Here is a 23779-nt window from a genome sequence, read left to right on the forward strand (position 1 = left end):
AATTTCATGCTTCTTTCTAAATCGAGAAGCCTTTTGACAATTCATTTCCTGGGTGTTGCGACTGGTCGTGCCATCGAGTCCATCTTAAAAATTGCGATAAATGGTCGATATCACTAAGCAGTTCAGAAACCCTTTGACATTCATCCCAATACCTACATAACGCGACTGGTTCGTGGCATCCAGTTACCCTTAAAACAAATTGGAATCAAAAAGATGATAGCACTTAAGTAGCGCTGATTACACGGGTAGTCCATATGCCATTAGAAGCAATGACTCATAGTCTAAATTGCCAGGGCATTTAGCAATGATTCGGAAACGCTTTATTGGGTAAACGTATTTTTTACTCGATGAGGATATGGGAAGAGATGAGCTCTTATGGATGCCGCGAACCAGTCGCGGCATGTAGGCGTTGAGATGAATTGCCACATCCGCTATCAAGTTGCGGCAGTATGCACTTAAGTATCGCATCTTGAGTCAGATTTTTCGATGGTTCATAGATAACCCTGCATGCCTGCCGCTGACGGAATTTTTTGGCGAGGAGATATAGTTCAACTCTCATCGGGCTTCTTCTCTCCAAAAGCCTTTTGACAATTCATCCCGGCACCTACGTGCCATGACTGGTTCACGGCATCCAGTTACCCTTAAAACAAAATTGAAATCAATAGACGCTATCACTTAAGTGTGCTGATTCCCTTCTTGGCGGGTATTTAAATACATATGCTCAAATCCTGAAAAAGACAAACTGTGATGTTTTCTTTGTGGCGGCTTACTTGCATCAAGGCACAAAGAGGGAAATTGTGTCACAAGTGTTTTAAAGATGCTGTGCATTTCAATTCGTGCCAATTTTGCACCCAGGCAAAAATGACTCCCATAGCCGTAGCTAAAATGCTGGGTTTGTTTTTCAGCAAGGATTATTTTATCTGGCTGTTTAAAATAAAGTGGATCGCGGTTAATGGCATGGGTTGATATAAAAATAACTTTGCCTTTTTCAATGTGTTGTCCACCCAAAACGGTATCATTTTTAGTTACTCGAAAAATAAAGGTCACGGCCGGGTCAAGACGATTACATTCTTCAATATAAGCGTCAAGCATATCAAGACGAGTTCTTACTTCTTGCCACAGACCTGGCGTATTGAGTAAAAGAAATAAGTTATTGCATAACTGATCAGTTGTTGTAACTTGTCCGGCAACCAGCATCATAATTGCTTGAGAAATAATCTCATTGTCCGTTAGCCCAAAATGAGCTTGATGTTCCAGGAGCACACTTAAGAAATCTTGCCCGGGTTGATGCCGGCGTTCGCCAATTAAATGGGAAAAATAATTATAAAGTTGTTGGGCGCTATGATTCACCATGATGCCGTCTTCATCTTGATAACGGGTTGAGCCACCAAAAAATTGGGTCATGTTATTGGACCAATGATAAAAATCAAGACGTTCGTTATCAGGGATGGCAAACAACTCTGCAAGGGTAACGGAGGGTATGATTTGAGCGAGTTGACTGACAAAATCAAATGACTTGTTTTCAATTAATTCAGTTAAACACTTTGCTACAGTTCGCTGAATTAGCGGTTTCAACTGCTCCAGGCACTGGTTACTAAACCCATGGTAACAAATCCGCCGCCGATCTGTGTGTTCTGGCGCATCACTCATCACCATCATTAAGCTGACTACTTTGAAAAAATCTGCAATTAAAGATAAGTTCATTTCAGGCATACGCGAAATAAAAAAGGGCGTACGATCGCAAGTGAAATCCGGGCTGGTGAGTATCTGCTTGGCGAGATGATAGGACGTAATCACAAAAAATTTCCCCGGCTCCCACCAGAAGATTTCGCCCATTTCCCTTAAATGAGCACTGAATTGCTCAGGAGTGGTAGTTTGCTTTAACTGCATGAGGGTATAAGGTTTCATAATATTTGGATCCTTCTTAAGTGTCTTGGACTGTGGCGATGAAATGAGTTACGCCCATGTAGTAGGGAAAAATTATCCGCAAGTAAAAAATCGTCTTGTTGCCATTCATGTTGGTACACATATTGTGGTTTGCGCAGATGATGGCTTATGGTAGATAAAATGGTGTTAGACTCTTCCTCACTTTTGCCAATTATTTTAACTTGCACCGGATTTAAATAATCTTCACCTACTGGTTCGGCAAATCGCAGGATCACCTTTTGCGTATCTGGATGAATGCTGATTAAACTGCGCGTAATTAATCCCCCATAATGAGCTAATTTTTCCGTTTGGAATCTTAGTGAATAGTCGCTCCATTGCTGTTTCAGTTCTTCATCAGCTGCCTGCCAAGCCATTTCTGTATTAACAAACACGGTTTCGCCTCCACTCCCTTTAATGGGTGCCTTTAAACAATGGAAGAACAAAAACCGCGGTTCACGATGAAAAGCTCCATCCCAATGTAAAGGGACATCACCTTCTGTAAATAAATAGTTTTTGGGTTGTTGATCTGCTTTCATTTCCATCACGGGACCAAAGTCCCAGGAAAGTAATTGCACCTGGCTTTGGCAGTAATCGAGTAACTGCCCACGATCCAGGGTTTTAAAACCTCTTAAAAGAACAACCTTATGTTCTGTTACCAGGTTTAAGAGTCTTTCTAGGGAAAGTGTAGTCAGCTCAGGCTGTGTCTCTGACTGGATGAGATAGGGTTTAAACTGGGTTTGTTTATTCATTAGCATGTCTCCAGCACATAATGATCATGGTGCAGGCGTGCACCTAATTGCTCCGCCTCAAATCTTTTTACTAATTGCCATCCTTGGGCATTTTTAAGTAAAACACTATGCCAGGGCGTGCTCCAACGATTGGAGGTGGGAAGAAAATGGATGCCTATTTTTTCGGAGCCGCAAGATTGGGGATGAATCGACAAGCGTATAGCCTGGGGGAAGGATTGCTTAAGCAGGCGTGACCATGCATTCGAGCGACGAATGACTTCATAAGCTGTTTGTTTGGCTTGCTGGCGAATTTTATTTTTGGTCAGCCCTTGCTTTAACGCCAATTGATCTTCAATGATAAAACGGTGAATTCCATTAAACTGGTAGCGGGCATTATCACTCCTGATTATACTTTGCTTTAATTCACCAGAAGATTGGCCGAATTCGAGCATCAATAATTCACGCATATTTGAGTACTGATGACCGTGATATACATCATCCAATGAAAAAGTAGATAAGTGGGTTAAACCAAAATTGGTAATGATGTCTTTAATTCCCTTTTGATACACATCTACATGTTGATCATCTACTAACACTAGATCATTAAACACCCGCCCATCAGAACAGATAATCAATTTCACTCCAACAGGGTAAACTTGTTGCATGTCCTTACACAACTGGTTCAGATTTTCCAATCCTATAATTTCACCACGATCGGGCTTTGCGGACAGGGTTTTCTCCCTGTTTGCGGATTTTGCCGGGAAGGCTGGGAGAATTAAAGTAAGCATTCGTTGTTCAAGCACCGCATCTTTAATTTTTTGCAACGGTAACTGATTGCATTCAGGACATGAAGTTCCTGGGCATTTGTTCTCAGATGCTTCACTCATGCGGCGATGCGCGAACAATATGTTCAATAAACTAGTGGTTGTTTTGTGAATGGTATTCATTAGCTGCTCTGCCTCCAAATTGTTTGCCTTCATATCATTGGAGTAATCAGGTTAGGCAAAAACTTTATAAATTGATAATATTAATTTCTAATAAACTTAATAAGATAAATTTATGGATGTTGATTTTGATGCCTTACGAGTGTTTGTTTCAGTAGTTGAATGTGGCGGATTTAATGCCGCAACCCAGGTTTTGTTCAAAAGCCAACCTGCAATTACTTCATCAATAAAAAAATTGGAAGAACAGCTTAACTTGGTATTGTTTGATCGCAGTTGTTATCGACCTTTTCTCACCCCCGAAGGCGAAAAACTGTATCGTCGGGCTCAGCCCTTGATTGCTCACTGGAAAAATATTGGACAGTTTGCAGAGCAACTGCAGTCTGAAGCTGAAAGTGACATTACTATAGCTATTGATGTGTTCTTTCCCTTATCTACTTTGAAAAGTCTTTTAAAGCACTGGATTTTAAGCTTTCCCAATACGCAATTTCATTTTTTATCCGAATCATTGGGGGGGGCTTGTGAGCGATTATTGCAAAATCAGGCTGATTTGATTATTAGTGAAAATTTAATTACTAACAAAGCAGTGGAAGTAATTCCTCTGCGTTCCGAGTTTTTGGTCGCAGTAGCGTCTCCTGAATTTATCCACCAGTATAGGCAACAATTAGATGATCTGGATACCCTCGCAGAATGCATGCAGGTCATTTTACGAGATTCCTCCCAATCTGATTTTACTTTTGGGGTAGTAGAGCATGGCCATCGATGGACCGTAAGTGATGTGATTGCCAAGAAAGATATTATCGTGGCTGGCCTTGGCTGGGGGCGGCTTCCTTTACATATGATTACCCAGGAATTGGCCGATGGCCGTTTAAAATATTTGCAAGGAAACCATTTTGATAAACGCTTGATTTCCATGGGGGCAATTCGTTTGCAAAAGCCGGCTCGCGGTCCTGTAGCAGAGAAAATATGGCAGGATTTAAACAACAACGAATCAATTGCTAAGTAAAATTTAAGCGGAGTGTCTCGCAGATTGTGGAGGCTGCCCAAAATCAGGATGATTGTTGTTCTTTTTTATATTGTTCGTCTGCTTCTTTCGCTTTGCGTTGATTTTCCTGCAATTGCAATTCATTGAGTTGCTGTTGCCAAAGTACGGTAGCTTGCGCTTTAAATTGATTCAGCCTTCTTATCAATAGCCCCAAGTGTCTGGCCAGCATCGGAAGTTTATTGGGTCCAAATACAATGAGGGCAACAAGCAAAATGAGCAGAATTTCGCCACTACTCATGATGATTTATTATTCTCTTCAGGAGGCTCATTTGTTTGATCTTCATTTAAAGCTTTGCGGAAATTGCGAATAGCTTCGCCAAGATCCGTACCGATGGTTTTTAATTTGGAAGTTCCAAAAAGAGCAATAATAATGACCAGTATTAATAATAATGAAAGGGGGCTTATGCCGCTTAATCCCATGTTAGTTCCTCGTGCGACGGTTAATAAGTACAAACAGGCCCGTTAAAATGGCCCCTGTAAGGGCAATAGGTGCGAGCTGCCTGGTATGGAGAAGATGCAAATAGTCAAGTAGACCAATTAAAAAGAAAGTAAGCCCTGCGCCAATTGCAAAGCTATTCCAATGAACTGCTTCTTTTTCATTTTCAGGCTGCGCGTTTGCACGCTCTTTATTTATTATTAATTCTTCTTTTTTTAGCTCCAGAAAATCAAAGAGCAGTTTTGGCATATGCGGTAATTGCTCCGCAAAAAAGGGAAGATTATGTTTCAATTGGGTGAAAAATGCTTTGGGACCAATCTGATCTTTTACCCATTTTTCGAGAAAAGGTTTCGCCGTACTCCATAAGTCCAAATCAGGGTAGAGTTGGCGTCCCAAGCCTTCTACAGCCAGCAAGGTTTTTTGCAACAAAACCAGCTGCGGTTGGACTTCCATATGGAAGCGTCTTGCAACCTGGAATAGACGCAGTACAACTTGTGCAAAGGAGATGTCTTTTAGGGGCCTTTCAAAAATAGGTTCACAAACCGTACGGATTGCGCTTTCAAATTCTTCAATACGGGTGTCGCGTGCAACCCAACCTGATTCAACGTGCAATTGGGCAACACGTCGATAATCCCGATTAAAGAAAGCCAGGAGATTTTCTGCCAAATACCGTTTATCACTGTCATTTAAAGTGCCCATAATACCAAAATCAATACAGATGTATTGTGGATCTTTGGGATTATCGTAGGAAACAAAAATATTTCCCGGATGCATGTCGGCATGGAAAAAACAGTCTCTAAAGACCTGGGTGAAGAAAATTTCAACGCCCCGTTCAGCGAGTTTTTTGATATCAACACCATGCGCATGCAAACTGGCGACATCGGAAACAGGTATGCCATGAATTCGTTCAAGTACCATGACATTGGCGCGGGAATAATCCCAATAGATCTCGGGAATATACAAAATGGGGGAGTGATCAAAATTTCTTCGCAATTGAGCTCCATTCGCGGCCTCTCTTAATAAATCGAGCTCATCAATTAAAGTATGTTCAAATTCGGTTACAATTTCTTTGGGTTTTAAACGCCTGATTTCTGGCCAGTATCGGTCCGCCCATCTGGCAATGGTGTGCATGATGCTCAAATCCTGCTCGATAATGCGCCGCATATTAGGACGCAGCACTTTAACAATTACATCCTCCCCTGTTTTCAAAGTGGCTGCATGCACTTGTGCCATCGAGGCTGATGCTAAAGGAACTGAGTCAAATTCGGCAAACACTTCATAAGGGGACAAACCGTAGGCTTTTTCAATAATAGCCATCGCTTGTTCACTGGGAAATGGAGGAACCTTGTCTTGCAATTTGCTGAGCTCAAGTGCAATATCGAGCGGTAAAATATCCGGGCGGGTAGAGAGAGCTTGTCCAAATTTAATGAAAATGGGACCTAGTTCTTCCAATGATTTCCGCAGGGCCTCTCCATGGGTCAAGTGTTCCTTGCGGAACCAATTCCAGGGGTTTAAATAAACAATAAAGCGCAAGGGGGCGAATAACCTTAATGACACCACTACGTTATCAAGCCCATTTTTGGCAAGAATATAATTGATATGGAGAAGGCGAAAGAGTTTTTTAATTGCTTTCATAACGGCTTACTAGTTGATTTACATGGGCTTGCAGGCGTTCAACAGTTAAAGATAATTCATCGACTTCGGCAAAAAAATCTTCAAGCTCATATTTGGTGGGAGTAACCCGTAACTCTTCCTGGAGATACTCGGAGACATTTTGACGCATAGATTCATCAAGCCTCTTTTTGAATAACATCCCTTTGCGTACAAAAGAACTTATTTGGTGTGCTACTACATCACCAGTGAAATGCGCAAGATGCCCCTCCCAATCAATATCCAGATCATCAAAGAGCTTTTTTACTTGTTGGCCTAATTCCGTGTCTCCGGTCATCCGAATTTTATCATTAAATAAAGAGCGAGCCTTGGAAGCCGGTAATAAACTCAACCTTATCAAGCCCAGAGGATTGCTGTGAATGATGGTATCTGCTTCTCTGTCCGCGTGATCAAGCAAGATTATTTCACTGTCTTTAAACAGAATGAAAAAATTGACGTTTAAAGGACTTATGATCATCTCAAGAATTTTATTATCCAGCGCCTTTAATTTGACTGGCATGTTTTCATCCAGCTTTGCGGCTTTATTAATGGCTATTTGGAGAGCCTTTAAGGAGTATTTTTTTAGCATAATTCACTCAATATTTATAGGCAATGTGCAAGGCAACGATACCTCCACTGAGATTGTCATAGTGGCAGTCTTCAAATCCAGCATGTTCAATCATTTCTTTCAGTTTGTTTTGATTTGGGTGCATGCGGATGGATTCAGCAAGATATTGATAACTGGATTTGTCCTGTGCAATAAATTCCCCTATTTTAGGTAAAATATTAAACGAATACCAGTCATAAATAGGTTTCAATCCGGGAAGTACAGGAGTAGAAAACTCCAGTATCATCACTTTTCCTCCGGGTTTGCAAACCCGATACATGGAACGCAGGGCTTCTTCTTTATCAGTGACATTCCTTAGGCCAAATCCCATGGTAATACAGTGAAAACTGTTATCAGCGAAAGGAAGGCATTGGGCATTGGCTTGAACGAAATCAATATTTTTGTATAAACCTTCGTCCAGTAAACGATCGCGCCCTACATGAATCATGGCTGAATTAATGTCTGCAAGCACAACCCGTCCTGTTTCCCCAACCTTCTTACATAACAGGCGTGTTAAATCGCCGCTACCGCCTGCCAAGTCCAGGACAATTTGTCCCGGATGCACCTGGCTTAAGGCGACAGTATAGCGTTTCCAAAGATGATGAATTCCCAAGGACATTAGATCATTCATCACATCATAGTTTTTTGCTACCGAATGAAAAACTTCAGCAACCTTCTTCTCTTTTTCATTCCAGGCAACTGTGGAGTAACCAAAATGGGTTGTTTTTTCTTTATCAGCCATACAGAGAACACAAATTGATATTTAATGCTTCATATTAACTGATCTTCATCAAGATACACAGCCCTGTTTTTAAAATGAGGTTTAAAGCTCACTTAATATGCGCAGGTAACGCGTTTCGTCAGGAGGGATATTATTTTTTTGCGACAGCCACAAGCATTCGGCCAACTGCTCCATCATCAAATGTTCTACCGTTAAAGGGTCATGGTATTTTTTGATCAAATTTTTATAAATTACGTGAATACCTGCAGGGCGGTCGGTGGTTATCTGTTCTCTAATTGCAAGATGCAGACCCATATGCAGGAATGGATTTTGCTCTCCTGCTTCGGGAAAATAGGATTGCTGCTGAAATTTGTCCTTGTTTTCCAAAATTTTATGATATTCCGGATGCGCTAAAATGACTTGAACAATCTCATTTTCTAAAGGGGATAATACGCTTTTTTGTTGGTATTTTTCCCAACTGGAAAAAAACATTTGCCGGGTGTCTTGAATGGTATCGCCGTAAAACATGTGTTGCTCAGTATCTAGGAAAGCTTGAGTTTAACTGAAGTGCATTGGAACAACAATGGGAAAGGGGTTTTACTGGGCAGTTATTGGTTGACATGATTGAGCAGGTTATGAGATAGTTTCATTGCGAGGTTGGACTTGCTATGTGTCATTCCACTGGGTCAATTGGCGACACACTGATTGGCCCTTTCTATACAATCGATTTTCCGATTATCTCTGAAATCAAACGTAAACAGTCGGTACCGAGTTTAATTCCGATAAATGCCATTAACACCCCACTTACCAGCTCAATTCCTTTCCACACATTTGCTTTGGTCAAAACATCTGAAAAATAGCGGGCGGTAAAGGTTAACGAGCTGAACCAAATAAAGCTTGATGTGAGTACCCCCAGCAGGAAAATATGCTCTTGATTAGGATATCCGCTGCTTCCACCGCCAATAATGACTAAAGAATCAATAATGGCATGGGGATTAAGAATGCTAAATCCTAAAGCCAAAAGCACGATTTGGGACCGGGTTCGCGGTTGAAGGACGCTTTCGGCATTATTTTCTGGTTTTGAAAAGGCGTTTGTTAAGGCTTTCGCAGCATAAAAAAGTAAAAAAACAGTACCTAACACCATCATCCAAATCTGTAATACTGGGCGAATGAGCAGTAATTTATGCAAGCCTGCAATACTGGAACAAATTAAAATAAGATCACAGATAAAACAAATGGTCGCAGAAAGAATAGCATGATTATTTTGTGCACCTTGTTTAATCAAAAAAACATTTTGCGGCCCTAGGGCAATAATTAGAGATAAGCCTAAAAGCAAGCCATTAAGATAAATAAACATAATCACAAAGCAAAAATAATCAAAGATAGCGATTATAACATTGCAACTTATACGTTGTGGAGTATAAAATGCGTCGATTATTCTGTCTCCGCAAGAGAAGCGTACAAAATAAGAACAAATAGGAGGGGGCGTGGGCTCTTTGTTACTAAGAAAGCTAATTGTCACTGTTACTTTGACGGTGCTTGGCATGGCAGGCCAATTATCACATGCAGAAAATGCTGCACCTGCTCAACCAAAATTACAAGTTCATGATGGATACTACCCTGTTTATCCTCCTACAGCTCCAGCTACGGGAGAGCAACAAGAATTAATTCAACGAGGGGAATATTTATCAAAAATTGGGGATTGTATTTCCTGTCATACCAATGTTAAAGCAGGTACACCTGCTTATTCAGGCGGTTTACCTATAGCAACTCCCTTTGGGACATTTTATAGCCCCAATATTACTCCTGATAAAGAGACTGGTATCGGTAATTGGACTGAAAAAGACTTTATCCGTGCGCTTAAAGAAGGGCGGGATCCTCAAGGCAGGAACTATTTCCCTGTTTTCCCTTATGCCTATTTTTCTAAGATAACCGATGAGGACGCGCGTGCTCTTTATGCATACTTTATGAGTCTGCCCCCGGTCCATGCACCTAATAAACCATTGCCTTTCCCTTTTAATGTTCCTGGTGCCCGTTTTACCCTGTGGGGATGGAACTTGTTATTTTTCTTCCCGGAAGGCCAGGGATTCAAATACCAACAAGGTAAATCACCTGAGTGGAATCGTGGGAAATACATTGTTGATGGTTTGGGCCATTGCAGCATGTGCCATACGCCTTTAAATCCCTTTGGTGCACCCAAAAACAAATATTATCTGACGGGGGGATTTATTGACGGCTATTGGGCTCCCAACATTACGATGTATGGTTTGGAAAGTGCAACTCATGAAGAGGTTGTCGATGTATTTAAATCCAATAAGCTGATTAATAATGCAGGTCCAGTCGCCGGTCCTATGGCTGAAGTCAATCACAACAGTTTGATGTATTTGACTGATGCTGACAGAATGGCTATTGCGGTCTATCTTAAAACGGTCGTCAGCGAAGAGCCTTTAGGTTTACCGCCGTCAAATGAACCTCCTTCCCTGGATCGTGGCAAGCAGGTCTATTATACGGCTTGTGTTATCTGCCATCAGGATGGTGCGATGAGTGCCCCCCTTATCGGGAATTCTCCTGGTTGGTATGAGCGTTTAAAAACAAGCGGCTTAAACGGACTGTACCATAATGCCATCAATGGATATAACTCAATGCCTGTAAAAGGGGCATGTGTTACCTGTTCCGATAACGACATTATTTCTGCCGTTGATTACATATTAAACGAGTCGCTAACCCGTACTCAATTAAAGAGTCTAAAATCAGGCGGAACGGCAAAATTCCCGGCTAGTGGCGAAACTGTTTATAACCAAAATTGTGCCGTTTGCCATAATGAAGGCAAAGAGGGTGCACCTAAAATTGGCGATAAAAATGTCTGGAAATCTTTGATCGCAAAAAATATGGATGTATTGATTGAGAACACAGTCAATGGAAAAGATCATCCGAAAAATGGAGGCTGCAAGCAGTGCTCTACAAATGAAGTAATTGAGGCAATTAAATACATAGTCAGTAAATCCAAAACTGAAGGAAACTACTCATTGTGGTAGTAGAGTATTGATTAGATACGCCCTCACAAGCTATGGTGGGGTATGAAAAATATAAAAATAAATTGAAGCTGGAGGAAGTCCAGCTTCTTGACAAGATGAGGAATGGGGATGTTAAACAGGTTAAAGATCTGTAGATTATTAACAATACTTGGTGCTTGGGTTGCAAGCCAACCATTATTCGCTGCTGCGGATTCCTGGCAGTTAAACATGTATGAAGGCGTCACTCCAATCAGTAAGGACGTGTACTACCTGCATATGGTGTGTATGGCGGTTTGCGCAATTATCGGGATCGTTGTATTCGGGGTGATGATCTATTCAATTATCCACCATAGAAAATCCAAAGGATACAAGGCTGCCTCTTTTCATGATAATCCCCGGCTGGAGATAGTCTGGTCTATTATTCCTTTCCTGATTCTGGTAGGGCTGGCAATACCAGCTACCCGTGTCCTGATCCGCATGGATGATACAAGACAATCTGAACTTACGGTAAAGATAGTTGGATACCAATGGCGTTGGCAATATGAATACCTGGATCAGGGTATAAGCTTTTTTAGTACTTTATCTACTCCTTTTGCCCAAATTGAAAACAAACAAAAAAAGAGTGAATGGTATTTATTGGAAGTCGATAAGCCAATGGTTTTGCCAGTAAATAGAAAAATTCGTTTCCTGGTTACTTCCAATGATGTTGTCCATTCTTGGTGGGTGCCTGAACTCGGTATCAAGCGCGATGCGATACCCGGATTTATGTATGAAGCCTGGGCTACGATTGAAAAGCCAGGAACCTATAGAGGTCAATGCGCGGAACTTTGCGGTGTTAATCATGGATTTATGCCTATAGTTGTTGAAGCAGTAAACCAGGAAGAATTTGACAAATGGGTGGCAGCGCAAACCAAATCGCAGGATCAATACACACAGGAAGAGGCGGTTGCCCCAACAAAAAAAACCATGACCCGAGATGAATTACTGGCATTCGGAAAACAAAAATATGAACAATTTTGCTCTCCATGTCACCGACCGGATGGAAGAGGTATTCCGCCAATGTATCCTGCACTCAGAGGCAGTTCTGTGGCAACGGGTAATCCTATTTCCCGCCATCTGGATGTCATCCTAAATGGTATTCCAGGCTCAGCGATGCAACCTTATAAAGATCAGCTTACTGACGAGGAAATTGCTGCTATTGCCACTTATGAGCGTAATGCCTGGGAAAATAATACTAATGATGTAGTTCAAGCTGCGGAAGTTGCTGCACAACGTCAGAAAGCTAATCAACAACCAACCATGGTTAATAAAGTTCAAGCTGGAGGTTTGCAATGAGTAGTTATACATTAGCACATGATGAAAAACATGACGATCATGGTCCTGAGCAAGGTAAGGGCGTTTTGGGTTTTATAAAACGCTGGTTGTTTACTACAAACCACAAAGATATTGGTACCTTGTATTTATGGCTGGCCATGATCAGTTTCTTTTTAGCAGGTGGCATGGCGTTGCTTATTCGAGCCGAATTATTTCAGCCTGGACATCGCTTTGTTGACCCTAATTTCTTCAACCAAATGACCACGCTCCATGGCCTGATTATGTTATTTGGCGTGGTAATGCCAGCATTTACCGGAATGGCTAACTGGCAAATTCCCATGATGATTGGTGCGCCAGATATGGCTTTGCCGCGTTTAAATAACTGGAGCTTCTGGATTCTACCTTTTGCGTTCACTTTACTACTTTCAACCACATTTCATGCTGGCGGCGGACCTAACTTTGGTTGGACGATGTATGCACCTTTATCTACAACATATGCTCCCCCCAGTACTGATTTTATGATTTTCTCGATTCATATGATGGGTATTTCATCCATTATGGGTTCAATCAATATTATCGCGACTATATTGAATTTACGTGCACCCGGTATGACTTTGATGAAAATGCCTATGTTCGTATGGACTTGGTTAATTACGGCCTTTTTATTGATTGCAATCATGCCTGTACTGGCCGGGGCGGTAACAATGATGTTGGCTGATCGCCATTTTGGTACCAGCTTTTTCAGCGCCGCAGGTGGTGGGGATCCCATACTTTTTCAACATGTGTTCTGGTTTTTTGGACATCCGGAAGTATACGTCCTTGTCTTACCCGCTTTTGGAGTGATTTCAGAAGTAATTCCAACGTTTAGCCGTAAACCTTTATTTGGCTATTATTTCATGGTGTATGCAACGGTCAGTATTGCCATATTGTCCTTTATTGTGTGGGCCCACCATATGTTTACAACAGGTATACCCTTGGGAGCAGAATTGTTCTTTATGTATACCACCATGCTCATTGCAGTTCCTACCGGAATTAAAGTGTTTAACTGGGTAAGTACCATGTTCAGAGGTTCGATGACCTTTGAAACCCCCATGCTTTTTGCATTGGCATTTGTATTTTTGTTTACCATTGGTGGCTTTACAGGACTGATGTTGGCTTTGGTCCCCGCAGATTTCCAATACCAGGACAGTTATTTCGTGGTTGCACATTTCCATTATGTTCTGGTTCCAGGAGTAATTTTCGCCCTGTTTTCTGCCACTTACTACTGGTTGCCTAAATGGACTGGTCATATGTATAACGAATGCCTTGGTAAATGGCATTTCTGGTTGTCAGTAATTTCTGTGAATGTGGCCTTTTTCCCTATGCACTTCCTAGGACTGGCCGGTATGCCAAGAAGAATTCCTGACTATGCATTGCAGTTTGCTAATTTTAATATGGTTTCTTCAGTTGGAGCATTTATTTTTGGTTTTACCCAAATTCTGTTCTTATACAATGTCATCGCGACAATCAGAAAGAAAGGGACAAAAAAGGACATTGCTGCTGGCAGGGCTTGGGAGGGTGCATATGGTTTGGAATGGACATTACCTTCTCCGCCTCCATATCACACATTTACAACCCCGCCCAAGTTGGATTTATAGGTTAGTTGTATGAAAAATCAAAAAGGGCATCATAAGTTAATTGCTGTTTTAGCCGGTCTCGTACTGGGAATGTTTGCCTTCGGTTTTGCCTTAGTACCAATTTATAACAGTTTGTGTAAGACTCTGGGAATTAATGGTAAAACCAATCCTGAGGCTGTTGCTTATGATGTAACCAAAGCTAAAGTTGACAAAGACAGAGAAATAACTGTCGAGTTTGTTGCTACAAACAACAGTGGTGTACCTTGGGCGTTTTATCCTAAAACCCGGAAAATCAAGGTGCATCCTGGAGAAATAGCAAAGCTTGCGTTTTATGCGGAAAATAAGACGGATCATCAGATGACTGTGCAAGCGATACCCAGCGTCACTCCTGGTATTGCTGCCAAGTATTTGAAAAAAACCGAATGTTTTTGCTTTACCCGGCAAACATTAAACGGACATGAGGCAATGAATATGCCTTTATTATTTCACTTGGATACTGATTTACCTGAGAAAGTAAATACAGTGACCTTGTCTTATACTTTATTTGATGTAACTGATAAAGGTTAATGCAAGACTGCACACGAATATCAAACGCAAACGCAATGTGACAGATTAGCCAATTTTAGTAGATTAGCGCCTCGTTAAATAAAGGCGCCTTTAAAACTGATTATTGACACAGGAGATAAAAATAGAATGGGAGCACATGGTACTTATTATGTCCCTAAGCCAAGCCATTGGCCTTTGATTGCATCATGTGGGCTGACCACTACCCTCGTTGGTGCGGCATCTTGGCTTCATCATGATTGGTATGGGCCCTATATCTTCACCATTGGTATGGGAATTATGATTTTTATGCTGTTTGGCTGGTTTGGCCAGGTCATCTATGAAAACTCGAAAGGAGTCTACGACTTACAAGTTGACCGTTCATTCCGTTGGGGCATGTGTTGGTTTATCTTCTCTGAAGTGTGTTTCTTTGGTGCATTTTTTGGTGCCCTGTTTTATACTCGTTTATGGTCCGTCCCGCTTTTGGGCGGGGAAGTCCATCCAATAACTCACTTTACCTTATGGCCTGATTTTAGCGCTGTTTGGCCGGTGTTGAATAACCCTAACAATCAGGTTTTTTCCGGGGCTCACGAAGCAATGGGAGCCTGGGGATTAGCTGCAGTAAACACGCTTATTTTATTAACCTCAGGGGTTACCATTACTTGGGCGCATTGGGCTTTAAAATTAGGAAAGCAAAAGCAATTACTTACTGGCATGGTTTTAACTGTAGCCTTAGGTATCTTGTTCCTAATCCTGCAAAGTTATGAATATCATGAAGCATATACCCAGATGAATTTAACTTTATCTGCAGGTATTTATGGAACGACATTTTTTATGCTGACTGGATTTCACGGACTGCACGTAACTTTAGGAACGATCATGCTTATCGTTATTACTGTCCGCTGCAAACTGGGTCATTTCACTCCCGAGCGGCATTTCGCCTTTGAAGGCGTTGCATGGTATTGGCACTTTGTAGACGTGGTCTGGTTATTCTTGTTTGTCTTTGTTTACTGGTTATAAACAACCCCATCCATAACAGGTCTTTTTGACTTGTTATGGATTACCCATTTGTCCCTCTTCATTCCTCCATACCCAGCAAACCGTTTATAAACGCGTATTAATCAATAGACCCGGTTGGAATTGGATTTCCTGTATTAACAACTGATAAGTAAAAAATGAGTGAGCAAATTTGATTTCCTGAATTATTGCTTGCCCACGAAAATGTTTAGCATAAAATGAAATCTCGATATCTTTTTCAAAATATTCTTCACATTTCAATTCCAGTTTTTCTTCAGATAAACTAATTAGTTGAGCTAAAAATTCATCTTCACCAATTTTCATTAGCACATAAACAGGTTGGACTGGCTGAATTAACATCGCAGTCTCCAGGCAATATAACCAGCATATATATTTAAGTGTAGCCCAAGATCGTTTTCTTATTGCATTAGGTAATTCAGGAGTTCTGGATTGGAGGGCGCAAGCGCTAGTGCGATAACCCTAAAGCGCGCTGGGCTACGGCACTAATAAATAGAAAGAGCAAATCATTGATGTGGATGGCTCAACTGTTCAAGAATAGCCTGTAAACTATGCTCACTGTCATAGTGAATAACCAATGATCCTTTACCTGCTTTTCCCGGTTTAAGTTTAATCGAGGTTTGCAAATGTTGAGAAAGGGTTTTTAACTGCTCCTGATAGAGATGTGCGGGGTCGGAAACAGGATGATTGTCTTTTACTGTTCCAGTTTTAACCCGCTCCACTAATTTTTCCGTTTCGCGCACGGATAAATTTTTGGCAACAACCAGCTGCGCTACCTGAATTTGTTGGTCTTCATCCAACATTAACAAGGCGCGTGCATGACCCATATCAAGATCGCCATGTTCCAAAAGCTTTTTTACACCGGTTGAGAGAGTCAATAAACGCAGATAATTGCTCACTGCAGTCCGGGATTTACACAAAAGATCCGCAACTTGCTGATGGGTTAACGCAAATTCATTAGTGAGTCTGTGCATGGCACGTGCTTGATCCATGGCATTGAGGTCTTCGCGCTGCAAGTTCTCAACTAAAGCCATAGCCATCGCTGTTTCATCATCAACCTGTTTCAGGATAACTGGAACTTCTGTAAGCCCGGCTAATTGGCTGGCACGCCAACGGCGTTCTCCCGCTATAATTTCATAAAGACCGCTACTCAGTTCCCGAACGAGCAAGGGCTGAAGTAATCCTTGTTTTTTTATTGATTGTGCCAATTCAATTAAGGGAGCTTCTTCTATCTCTCCGCGCGGCTGATATTTTCCTGGTTGCAAACAATCTACAGGAAGCTTTAAATTTTCAGCTGCTGGCCGCTCATTTAAAAGTATGTTATTCGATTGACTTAATAAAGCGGATAAATTACGTCCTAAACTACTACGTTTTACTGTCATAAATTACCCCATTCATCCTACAACAGTCTGTTTATTAATTAATTCGGAAGCAAGGACCATGTAGGCTGCTGCCCCGGGTGATGTTTTATCGTAATGTAATGCGGGCAGTCCATGACTTGGCGCTTCAGCAAGTCTGACATTACGTGGTACTACGGTTCTATAGACCTTGGTTGGAAAGTGTTCTATAAGTTGCTTGGATACCTCGGAACACAAGCGATTTCGAGCATCGTACATAGTTCGTAACAGTCCTTCAAGGTGCAAGCGTGGGTTTACTGAAGCTTTAACCTGCTCGATAGTTGAAAGCAATGCAGCTAATCCTTCCAGGGCGTAATATTCACATTGCATCGGAATAAGGACCGAGTCAGCAGCTACAAATGCATTGATTGTCAGTGTATTTAACGCTGGAGGACAATCAATTAACACAAAATCATAATTGTTTTGAATTGGTTGCAATGCCTTATATAAGAATGTTTCACGATGATTGCGTTCCATCAGGCTTACTTCTGCAACGGTTAAATCGTCATTGCCAGGAATTAAATCATAGCCACATGTTGTGGCAAGACATGCCTGTTCTGCAAGGCAATCATGCAATAAAACATCATTAGTAGTATGCACCAACTGACTTTTATCAACACCGCTACCCATGGTTGCATTACCTTGGGGATCCAGATCAATCAGTAAAACCTGTTGTCTGTTGGCGGCCAAAGAGGCAGCTAAATTAATAGCGGTAGTAGTTTTGCCTACTCCACCTTTTTGGTTGGCAATGGCTATAACTTTTGCCATGGTTTATTCCTTGGTTAAACCTGAAAACAGCAAACATCTACTTGGATGTAAAGTGCTAAGTTCCAGGTTGATTTTCAATAATGACGCAACAGCGCTCGCCTTCAACCCCTGCGACAGTATAATGCTTCACTATGCAGTTTTTCTGCATTTCATTTAATTCGATATCAGGATTACGCCCTTTCATTGCCAGCCAAATTCCATCATCGGCAATAAGATGTTGCGTCCACTGAACCATTTGTTGCAGGCTACTAAAAGCTCGACTTAATACTGTATCAAAACCTTGGGTTGGGTGGTAGTTTTCGACTCTAAATTGTACAATCTCAACATTTTTTAAATTGAGTTGTCTTTTTACTTCCTGTAGGAAACGCGTTTTTTTACCATTAGAGTCCAGCAAAACGAAATTAAATTCAGGTCTGGCCAATGCAAGTGGAATTCCGGGTAACCCTGCACCAGTTCCTACATCTATAATATGATTGCCCTTAAGCCAGGGTAAAATAGCCAGGCTATCCAATATATGCTTGCCAATCATAGACTCAAGATCACGAATCGCAGTGAGATTATAAGCTAAATTCCACTTATTAAGTAAGAATAAATACTCAGACAAAGGGTCTGTAAGTGCGTTCAATGCAAATTGCTGCAAGCCTTCCCTGAGTTGCGGTTGTATTCTTGCTATAGAATCTTTCATACCTCAATTCGCTGTTTTTTTAAATGAACTAAAAGAAGAGACAAGGCCGCAGGAGTCACTCCTGAAATACGGCCAGCCTGAGCCAGGGTAGCAGGTCTTATCTTAGTTAATTTTTGAATCACTTCATGAGACAACCCCGTAACTTCGCTATAATCCAGAGACTCAGGTAATCGTGTATTTTCATGTTTACGCATTTTTTCTATATCAAGCTGTTGCCGTTCGATATATCCTGCATATTTATTTTGAATTTCTATTTGCTCACTGACTTCGGCGGACAATTCCGGCAAATTTAAATCATCGAGCATTAATAAATGCTGATAATTAATCTCGGGGCGCTTAAGAAACTCTGATGCTCTATTATCGTGTTGCATGGGATTAAACAGAATGTCTTTAAACATTTCATTATGTCCTACCCGTACCCATGTGTTTTGGAGCAATTTCTGAGTGGATTCTATTGCTTCTTGTTTCGCAGAAAAATATTGCCAGCGCTGCTCGCCAACCAGGCCTAATTCCCGGCCTTTAGCAGTAAGGCGTAAATCTGCATTATCCTCCCTCAAAAGCAGGCGATATTCCGCGCGGGAAGTAAACATTCTGTAAGGTTCTTGGGTACCGCAGGTAATAAGATCATCTATCAATACACCAATATACGCTTCATCACGTCTGGGGCACCATAGTTCTTTTTCCTGAACTTGCAATGCAGCATTCATCCCGGCAATGATTCCTTGTGCAGCAGCTTCTTCATAACCGGTTGTGCCATTAATTTGGCCTGCGAAAAATAAGTTGGGAATGGGTTTGGTTTGCAAGAAGGAAGTTAAGCCCCGGGGATCGAAGTAATCATATTCGATTGCATAACCTGGACGCGTAATATGGGCATTTTCAAAACCTTTGATTGTACGTACAAACTGGACCTGGACCTCAAAAGGAAGACTGGTAGAAATACCATTAGGATAGATTTCTTCGGTGGTTAATCCTTCAGGCTCTACAAAGATTTGATGGGATAGTTTATCCGCAAAACGCACAATTTTATCTTCAATAGAGGGACAGTAACGTGGTCCTACCCCTTCAATTACCCCTGCGTACATTGGAGATTGATGCAAATTATTACGAATAATTTCGTGGGTTGCTTCTGTTGTATGGGTAATATGGCATGGTACTTGTTGAGGATGATCACCGACCTGGCCTAAATAAGAAAAAACAGGTGTGGGCGTATCACCGGGTTGAACCGTCATTTGGCTGAAATCTAATGAACGGCGATCAATTCGCGGCGGCGTTCCTGTTTTTAAGCGGCCAACCGGTAAGTCCAAATCACGCAAGCTTTTTGCTAAAGAAATCGAAGGGGGATCACCTGCTCGGCCTCCAGCATATTGATTCATGCCCACATGAATTTTTCCCCCCAAAAAGGTTCCAACGGTCAATACTACCGCTCGAGCCCGTAACTTTAGACCCATTTGGGTCACCACCGTGGTTACGCGCTCACCTTCGATGATTAAATCGTCCACAGCTTGCTGAAACAGCGTCAAATTTTCTTGGGTTTGGAGTTGCTCTCTAATGGCTTGTCGATAAAGCACCCGATCCGCCTGTGCACGGGTAGCCCGAACCGCAGGTCCCTTGGAGGCATTAAGCGTACGAAATTGAATACCAGCCCTATCCGCTGCTTTAGCCATAGCTCCATCGAGGGCATCTATTTCTTTGACCAAATGCCCTTTGCCGATGCCGCCTATGGCCGGGTTACAGGACATTTGACCCAGCAAATCCATGTTATGAGTAAGCAATAATGTCTGTGCACCCATTCTTGCAGCAGCCAGAGCAGCTTCTGTGCCCGCATGCCCACCACCTACTACAATAACATCATATATTTTTTCAAGATTCATGGCTGATCAATATTTGTATAACAAAAAGAGGAATTATACACTTTTTTATTCATTGTCCCAATACAGCCTGCCTTTTTTACCTAAAAATGCACCCGGCACAGCAAGATTTCCGAAGGTATCTTTCTCTTAAATTGCATGAGAGTTGTTATACTATAGAAACAGGTGGGTACAAATACTAATAGAGACAAGTGATGTTTTTTAAAACTGATATCGAAAATTTTGAAGAGTTCGAAGAAGATTCGGTGGGGCATTTAAGAAAAAAACTGCATTCCATGAAAGGGACTAAAGCCCCCAAAGTAAAGATCTCCCTGGCTATATTACGAATGATTCCGTTTGCGAATAAATTCATTTCATCTTTGGAGTTGGCAGGATGCTCAATGAATCATCTGGTTGAGTTAAAAGGTTTTGTGAACCATGCATCAAGTGCAGCAGCAGAAGGTTTTCAAATTATTAAATTATTAACGAGCCTTGCTGATTTTGTCGTAATTCCAATTATTTATTTAGGTGCTTTTATAACGAATCAGGACATCCCTTTTACGTTGTCCCGTAATGCTCGTTTTTTATATGCCTCAGTAATTTTGGGACTTACAATAACTGCTTTGGCCTTTCCCCCCTCAGCCCCTTTTATTGCCCTGGCTACATCAGTTGCTGCATTGGGCTTGAATTTAGTTACCTTGGCGAAAATTGTTTACAAGCGTTATGAACTCAAAGATAACCTGATAAATTTTGAAAAAAATATTAATGCCAAAAAGACCCGATTAAATGTATTAATCGATGAATTGGAGCAGCTGGAGAAAAAAGCCAAAAGAGCAAAGGAAAATGAGAACCAAGAGGAGTATCTTTCTTTAGAATCACAAATTGCCAATGCAAGAAAAAAAATTAACGAGGAAATGAGTGGTTTACAAGAACTGTATAATGATCAGGAACTTTGTAAGGAAAAATTAGAAAGTTTAAGCACAGCCGCCATTTTGGATAAATCCGTTGGTACTGCTTTTGCCACTCTTGCATTAATAGGAGTTATTGTCAGCTTTATCGCCCCTCCAGTGGGAATAGGGATTCTTGCAGCCGCAGCTTCTTTGGCCGTTGCCTATACTGTTGGACGGCTTAGTTATCCTCTCTTCAAAATGCTTGCAAATAAAATAACTAACCCGAGTCCAAAACCTCAACCAGGGAAAGAAGAGCGCGAGGAGGATGGAGATCAAGATGCTCTGATTGAAACCGAGATTGAGACCTCGGCTAAAAAAGTTAAAAAGGATATGTCTGAAATAAAAAAAGTTGCAAACCAATTGTTGGAGACCGTAGAGGACTATCCGGTAATTCCGCAAGCAAATAAAACAGAACAAATAACCCCGCATCTTGTTCCTGAAGTAACGGTCATTAAAGCGCAACCAAATGTTGGAGAAGTAAAGGAGGAAGAGGATGAAGGGGAGTCTCCGAAATTTTAAGGAGCGACGCTCGGCGCAGCGTATTCCCGAGTTTTAGGTGAATACGAATGGGGAACAATAACTCTCTATTATAACGGGTTCATAGGCGGTAAATCGCCTTTGCTCTCTTTTTTATGCCCATTATTTTTTTTCATTTGCTGAATACTGCGCCATAATTCATCTCCTCGCCATAAAGTTTTTTCTTTGTTTTTATATAAAACTTGCGAGAGAATCTGTACCTGTTTTTTAAACAGGGCATCATCGCTAAGGCGCGTTAAATCCGTTAGATTTAATATAGGGGCATCTGGCCATTGCAAGCGCGACCAGTTTAATAATGCATCACGTGCCCGTTGGGGATGTCCTTGCATGCAGGCTTGATGGAGCTCATTTAACGCAGTTTTGTATCGACCTTTCCCGGATTTTTTATTACGTTTTTGTAATCCCCATAAGATTAAGGTAAGCAGCCAGGTGAAAGCAAATAGTGCAGCAACTAACCAACCCCAATTGAATTGAGTTGAAGAGGCCGGTTCAGCGGTGATCTCTTTGGGTAGAAGGGTTTCTTGATTTTTAACTACTGCAGATTGATTTGTATTCGCTGCAGGGCCTGTGCTCGAGGCAATTACTTCAAGCGTTTTTGCAGGCAATGTGGCTATTTCTTCTTTTCCTGTTTCCGTATTAAACCAAGGGAGCTTTAGTTCTGGAATCGTTATTTTTCCAGCTTTATTAAACAAGTAAGTGACTTTAATCTGCGTCCGACCAATTAACTCACCCTGGGTAACCCGATTTTTATCTTTTCCTTTTTCCGGATAAACACTCACCCCATCTGTTTCACCCAAGTTGAGCGTCGGTAAAAGTTGCGCTGGGATACCTACACCTTCAATAATTACATTACGAATTAAGGTATTGCCTTGCGTGATCGTGGGCTCCGAATTTTCATATTCTTCGAATAATTTAACTCCTTTTGCCGGAAGCCATATTTTACCTGAATATTCTTTGGGTATGGGTTGTACCTTGATATTCATCGCTTTATCTGTGGCTTTAACTCGTTCCGGATTAAAATCATAAATCAATGCGGTAAATACAGGGGGTTTAATTTTTAAGGTCCCGCTTTTTTGAGGAAAAATGGCATAATTTTGTTCTTCGACAAGATAAGTTTGACCATTCTTTTGTATTTGCGAGCGTTTATTCTCACCTAATTGAATGATCAAGCCATTTTCTACCTGAGGCCCTTGGTAGCTTGCATCTAAAAGATGTTTGGAGTTGTATAAGGTTACCGTATAAATAATTTGCTGGTTTACATAAGGATTTTTTCTATCTACCTTTGTAGTTAAATAAAGACCTTGATTATGCTGCGGACTGGCAGCATTGGTAGCAGATGTTTGTTGCGAAGCAGAGCCAGGGGTTACATCAATGAGTACTGGGTTGGTATATTCCCTGCCAATCTTGATTGCCGGTATGGTTAATTTACCTTCTTTTTTGGGTTTTAGGGTTACCGTCCACTCGCTTGAGGATTGGGTTTGTCCATTAATGATTGAATAATTCATGCGGCGCTCGGTACCCAGAATTATAAAATCTTTTTGTAAAGGGGTGAGATCAGGAATGCCCCCATTTTGCAGATTATCTTGCGTCAAAGTTAACTGGAGTGAGTCATCAATGCCTATTTGAGAAGAATTAACTTGTACGTGTACGTCTGCATAAACCAGTGTACTGAGAAAACAAAAAAAACCAATAATAATTAATTTTTTCATTGATACCATCCACGTTCTCTTCTTAAATGATCGCGTAAAAATTTTTCTCGCAATAATCCACTTGGATCATCCGGAATCAAACGCAACCACTGCTCTTTAGCTTGTTGTTTTTCCCGTTCGGCTTCAGATTGAGCTTCACTCATATTTTGGTCGTTATTTTCTTTGTTTTGCTGATCTTTGTTTTGCTGATCTTTGTTTTTCTGATCTTTGTTTTGTTGCTCTTTGTTTTGTTGCTCTTTGTTTTGTTGCTCTTTGTTTTGCTGATCTTTGTTTTGTTGATCTCTGTTTTGTTGATCTCTGTTTTGTTGAT

Annotated in this window: 24 protein-coding genes; 8 read left to right on the forward strand and 16 right to left on the reverse strand. The window is 41.3% G+C overall.

What is annotated here, in order from left to right:
• Positions 1-675: 675 nt before the first annotated feature.
• From KYQ_RS00430 to KYQ_RS00440, 3 genes are read right to left on the reverse strand one after another with little or no spacing between them, the layout of a single operon-like run.
• Entirely contained in the window at positions 676-1908 is a 1233-nt protein-coding gene (locus KYQ_RS00430) for a cytochrome P450 (protein WP_010652240.1), read from the reverse strand.
• On the reverse strand, positions 1905-2675 hold the full coding sequence (locus tag KYQ_RS00435; protein ID WP_010652242.1) for a TauD/TfdA dioxygenase family protein: 771 nt from the start codon (positions 2673-2675) through the stop codon (positions 1905-1907). The genes KYQ_RS00430 and KYQ_RS00435 overlap by 4 nt, the downstream gene beginning before the upstream one ends.
• On the reverse strand, positions 2675-3601 hold the full coding sequence (locus KYQ_RS00440; protein ID WP_010652244.1) for an isocyanide synthase family protein: 927 nt from the start codon (positions 3599-3601) through the stop codon (positions 2675-2677). The genes KYQ_RS00435 and KYQ_RS00440 overlap by 1 nt, the downstream gene beginning before the upstream one ends.
• A 112-nt stretch (positions 3602-3713) precedes the next feature.
• On the opposite strand from KYQ_RS00440, the gene KYQ_RS00445 reads away from it, so the two are divergent.
• Positions 3714-4601, forward strand: coding sequence for a LysR family transcriptional regulator (locus tag KYQ_RS00445; protein WP_010652247.1), 888 nt, complete (start codon positions 3714-3716; stop codon positions 4599-4601).
• A 43-nt stretch (positions 4602-4644) separates the two neighbouring features.
• Here the strand turns inward: KYQ_RS00445 and KYQ_RS00450 are convergent, their stop codons facing one another.
• The 7 genes from KYQ_RS00450 to KYQ_RS18100 all read right to left on the reverse strand — a co-directional run bounded on the left by KYQ_RS00450 (position 4645) and on the right by KYQ_RS18100 (position 9411).
• A complete protein-coding gene (locus KYQ_RS00450; protein ID WP_010652249.1) occupies positions 4645-4878 on the reverse strand; it encodes a twin-arginine translocase TatA/TatE family subunit in 234 nt (77 codons plus the stop codon).
• A complete protein-coding gene (gene tatA / locus KYQ_RS00455; protein ID WP_010652251.1) occupies positions 4875-5060 on the reverse strand; it encodes a twin-arginine translocase TatA/TatE family subunit in 186 nt (61 codons plus the stop codon). Before tatA ends, KYQ_RS00450 begins: the two co-directional genes overlap by 4 nt.
• Before the next feature lies 1 nt (position 5061).
• The gene (gene ubiB, locus KYQ_RS00460; RefSeq protein WP_010652252.1) at positions 5062-6711 is read right to left on the reverse strand and encodes a ubiquinone biosynthesis regulatory protein kinase UbiB; all 1650 of its coding nucleotides are present in this window, start codon (positions 6709-6711) and stop codon (positions 5062-5064) included.
• Positions 6698-7315 (reverse strand): ubiquinone biosynthesis accessory factor UbiJ, encoded by a 618-nt coding sequence (locus tag KYQ_RS00465; RefSeq protein WP_010652253.1) that lies wholly within the window; start codon positions 7313-7315, stop codon positions 6698-6700. The genes ubiB and KYQ_RS00465 overlap by 14 nt, the downstream gene beginning before the upstream one ends.
• 7 nt (positions 7316-7322) lie before the next feature.
• Positions 7323-8075: a bifunctional demethylmenaquinone methyltransferase/2-methoxy-6-polyprenyl-1,4-benzoquinol methylase UbiE gene (ubiE, locus tag KYQ_RS00470; RefSeq protein ID WP_010652254.1), complete on the reverse strand. Its 753-nt coding sequence runs from the start codon at positions 8073-8075 to the stop codon at positions 7323-7325.
• A gap of 81 nt (positions 8076-8156) precedes the next feature.
• Complete coding sequence (locus KYQ_RS00475) at positions 8157-8582, reverse strand: DUF1841 family protein (RefSeq protein WP_010652255.1); 426 nt, start codon at positions 8580-8582, stop codon at positions 8157-8159.
• Positions 8583-8769: 187 nt separating this feature from the next.
• A complete protein-coding gene (locus KYQ_RS18100) occupies positions 8770-9411 on the reverse strand; it encodes a LysE/ArgO family amino acid transporter (protein ID WP_010652256.1) in 642 nt (213 codons plus the stop codon).
• A gap of 130 nt (positions 9412-9541) precedes the next feature.
• Between KYQ_RS18100 and KYQ_RS00485 the strand changes: the two genes are divergently transcribed.
• The 5 genes from KYQ_RS00485 to KYQ_RS00505 all read left to right on the forward strand — a co-directional run bounded on the left by KYQ_RS00485 (position 9542) and on the right by KYQ_RS00505 (position 15561).
• Positions 9542-11089, forward strand: a complete 1548-nt coding sequence (locus KYQ_RS00485; protein WP_010652257.1) for a c-type cytochrome — start codon at positions 9542-9544, stop codon at positions 11087-11089.
• Positions 11090-11197: 108 nt separating this feature from the next.
• Positions 11198-12403 carry a cytochrome c oxidase subunit II gene (coxB, locus tag KYQ_RS00490; protein WP_010652258.1) on the forward strand — a complete coding sequence of 402 codons (1206 nt, stop codon included), beginning with the start codon at positions 11198-11200 and terminating at the stop codon, positions 12401-12403.
• Positions 12400-14019 (forward strand): cytochrome c oxidase subunit I, encoded by a 1620-nt coding sequence (gene ctaD, locus KYQ_RS00495; RefSeq protein ID WP_010652259.1) that lies wholly within the window; start codon positions 12400-12402, stop codon positions 14017-14019. Before coxB ends, ctaD begins: the two co-directional genes overlap by 4 nt.
• Before the next feature lie 9 nt (positions 14020-14028).
• Complete coding sequence (locus KYQ_RS00500; RefSeq protein ID WP_010652260.1) at positions 14029-14565, forward strand: cytochrome c oxidase assembly protein; 537 nt, start codon at positions 14029-14031, stop codon at positions 14563-14565.
• 126 nt (positions 14566-14691) lie between these two features.
• Entirely contained in the window at positions 14692-15561 is an 870-nt protein-coding gene (locus tag KYQ_RS00505; protein WP_010652261.1) for a cytochrome c oxidase subunit 3, read from the forward strand.
• Between the two features lie 84 nt (positions 15562-15645).
• Here KYQ_RS00505 and KYQ_RS00510 read toward each other — a convergent pair whose 3' ends face one another.
• From KYQ_RS00510 to mnmG, 5 genes are all read right to left on the reverse strand, one after another.
• Positions 15646-15918 (reverse strand): hypothetical protein, encoded by a 273-nt coding sequence (locus KYQ_RS00510; RefSeq protein WP_010652262.1) that lies wholly within the window; start codon positions 15916-15918, stop codon positions 15646-15648.
• A 164-nt stretch (positions 15919-16082) separates the two neighbouring features.
• Positions 16083-16958: a ParB/RepB/Spo0J family partition protein gene (locus KYQ_RS00515; protein ID WP_010652263.1), complete on the reverse strand. Its 876-nt coding sequence runs from the start codon at positions 16956-16958 to the stop codon at positions 16083-16085.
• A 12-nt stretch (positions 16959-16970) separates the two neighbouring features.
• Complete coding sequence (locus KYQ_RS00520; protein ID WP_010652264.1) at positions 16971-17741, reverse strand: ParA family protein; 771 nt, start codon at positions 17739-17741, stop codon at positions 16971-16973.
• A 55-nt stretch (positions 17742-17796) separates the two neighbouring features.
• Positions 17797-18426, reverse strand: a complete 630-nt coding sequence (gene rsmG / locus KYQ_RS00525) for a 16S rRNA (guanine(527)-N(7))-methyltransferase RsmG (RefSeq protein ID WP_010652265.1) — start codon at positions 18424-18426, stop codon at positions 17797-17799.
• The gene (gene mnmG / locus KYQ_RS00530; RefSeq protein ID WP_010652266.1) at positions 18423-20297 is read right to left on the reverse strand and encodes a tRNA uridine-5-carboxymethylaminomethyl(34) synthesis enzyme MnmG; all 1875 of its coding nucleotides are present in this window, start codon (positions 20295-20297) and stop codon (positions 18423-18425) included. Before mnmG ends, rsmG begins: the two co-directional genes overlap by 4 nt.
• 191 nt (positions 20298-20488) lie before the next feature.
• Here mnmG and KYQ_RS00535 point away from each other — a divergent pair, with 191 nt between their 5' ends.
• A complete protein-coding gene (locus tag KYQ_RS00535; protein WP_019349447.1) occupies positions 20489-21742 on the forward strand; it encodes a hypothetical protein in 1254 nt (417 codons plus the stop codon).
• A gap of 68 nt (positions 21743-21810) precedes the next feature.
• Here the strand turns inward: KYQ_RS00535 and KYQ_RS00540 are convergent, their stop codons facing one another.
• Entirely contained in the window at positions 21811-23469 is a 1659-nt protein-coding gene (locus KYQ_RS00540; protein WP_019349448.1) for a BatD family protein, read from the reverse strand.
• A gap of 127 nt (positions 23470-23596) precedes the next feature.
• On the opposite strand from KYQ_RS00540, the gene KYQ_RS19670 reads away from it, so the two are divergent.
• Positions 23597-23779, forward strand: a 183-nt coding sequence (locus tag KYQ_RS19670) for a Cys-every-fifth RiPP peptide CefA (RefSeq protein WP_432419136.1), incomplete at its 3' end; no start/stop codon positions are given.

The organism is Fluoribacter dumoffii NY 23 (genome assembly GCF_000236165.1).
Taxonomy (GTDB): Bacteria; Pseudomonadota; Gammaproteobacteria; order Legionellales; family Legionellaceae; genus Legionella; species Legionella dumoffii.

Bases quoted from the DNA above. Each gene is read 5' to 3' on its own strand.
- KYQ_RS00430 (WP_010652240.1), bottom strand. From the start codon at position 1,908: ATGAAACCTTATACCCTCATGCAGTTAAAGCAAACTACCACTCCTGAG.
- KYQ_RS00435 (WP_010652242.1), bottom strand. From the start codon at position 2,675: ATGAATAAACAAACCCAGTTTAAACCCTATCTCATCCAGTCAGAGACA.
- KYQ_RS00440 (WP_010652244.1), bottom strand. From the start codon at position 3,601: ATGAATACCATTCACAAAACAACCACTAGTTTATTGAACATATTGTTC.
- KYQ_RS00445 (WP_010652247.1), top strand. From the start codon at position 3,714: ATGGATGTTGATTTTGATGCCTTACGAGTGTTTGTTTCAGTAGTTGAA.
- KYQ_RS00450 (WP_010652249.1), bottom strand. From the start codon at position 4,878: ATGAGTAGTGGCGAAATTCTGCTCATTTTGCTTGTTGCCCTCATTGTA.
- tatA (WP_010652251.1), bottom strand. From the start codon at position 5,060: ATGGGATTAAGCGGCATAAGCCCCCTTTCATTATTATTAATACTGGTC.
- ubiB (WP_010652252.1), bottom strand. From the start codon at position 6,711: ATGAAAGCAATTAAAAAACTCTTTCGCCTTCTCCATATCAATTATATT.
- KYQ_RS00465 (WP_010652253.1), bottom strand. From the start codon at position 7,315: ATGCTAAAAAAATACTCCTTAAAGGCTCTCCAAATAGCCATTAATAAA.
- ubiE (WP_010652254.1), bottom strand. From the start codon at position 8,075: ATGGCTGATAAAGAAAAAACAACCCATTTTGGTTACTCCACAGTTGCC.
- KYQ_RS00475 (WP_010652255.1), bottom strand. From the start codon at position 8,582: ATGTTTTACGGCGATACCATTCAAGACACCCGGCAAATGTTTTTTTCC.
- KYQ_RS18100 (WP_010652256.1), bottom strand. From the start codon at position 9,411: ATGTTTATTTATCTTAATGGCTTGCTTTTAGGCTTATCTCTAATTATT.
- coxB (WP_010652258.1), top strand. From the start codon at position 11,198: ATGTTAAACAGGTTAAAGATCTGTAGATTATTAACAATACTTGGTGCT.
- ctaD (WP_010652259.1), top strand. From the start codon at position 12,400: ATGAGTAGTTATACATTAGCACATGATGAAAAACATGACGATCATGGT.
- KYQ_RS00500 (WP_010652260.1), top strand. From the start codon at position 14,029: ATGAAAAATCAAAAAGGGCATCATAAGTTAATTGCTGTTTTAGCCGGT.
- KYQ_RS00505 (WP_010652261.1), top strand. From the start codon at position 14,692: ATGGGAGCACATGGTACTTATTATGTCCCTAAGCCAAGCCATTGGCCT.
- KYQ_RS00510 (WP_010652262.1), bottom strand. From the start codon at position 15,918: ATGTTAATTCAGCCAGTCCAACCTGTTTATGTGCTAATGAAAATTGGT.
- KYQ_RS00515 (WP_010652263.1), bottom strand. From the start codon at position 16,958: ATGACAGTAAAACGTAGTAGTTTAGGACGTAATTTATCCGCTTTATTA.
- KYQ_RS00520 (WP_010652264.1), bottom strand. From the start codon at position 17,741: ATGGCAAAAGTTATAGCCATTGCCAACCAAAAAGGTGGAGTAGGCAAA.
- rsmG (WP_010652265.1), bottom strand. From the start codon at position 18,426: ATGAAAGATTCTATAGCAAGAATACAACCGCAACTCAGGGAAGGCTTG.
- mnmG (WP_010652266.1), bottom strand. From the start codon at position 20,297: ATGAATCTTGAAAAAATATATGATGTTATTGTAGTAGGTGGTGGGCAT.
- KYQ_RS00535 (WP_019349447.1), top strand. From the start codon at position 20,489: ATGTTTTTTAAAACTGATATCGAAAATTTTGAAGAGTTCGAAGAAGAT.
- KYQ_RS00540 (WP_019349448.1), bottom strand. From the start codon at position 23,469: ATGAAAAAATTAATTATTATTGGTTTTTTTTGTTTTCTCAGTACACTG.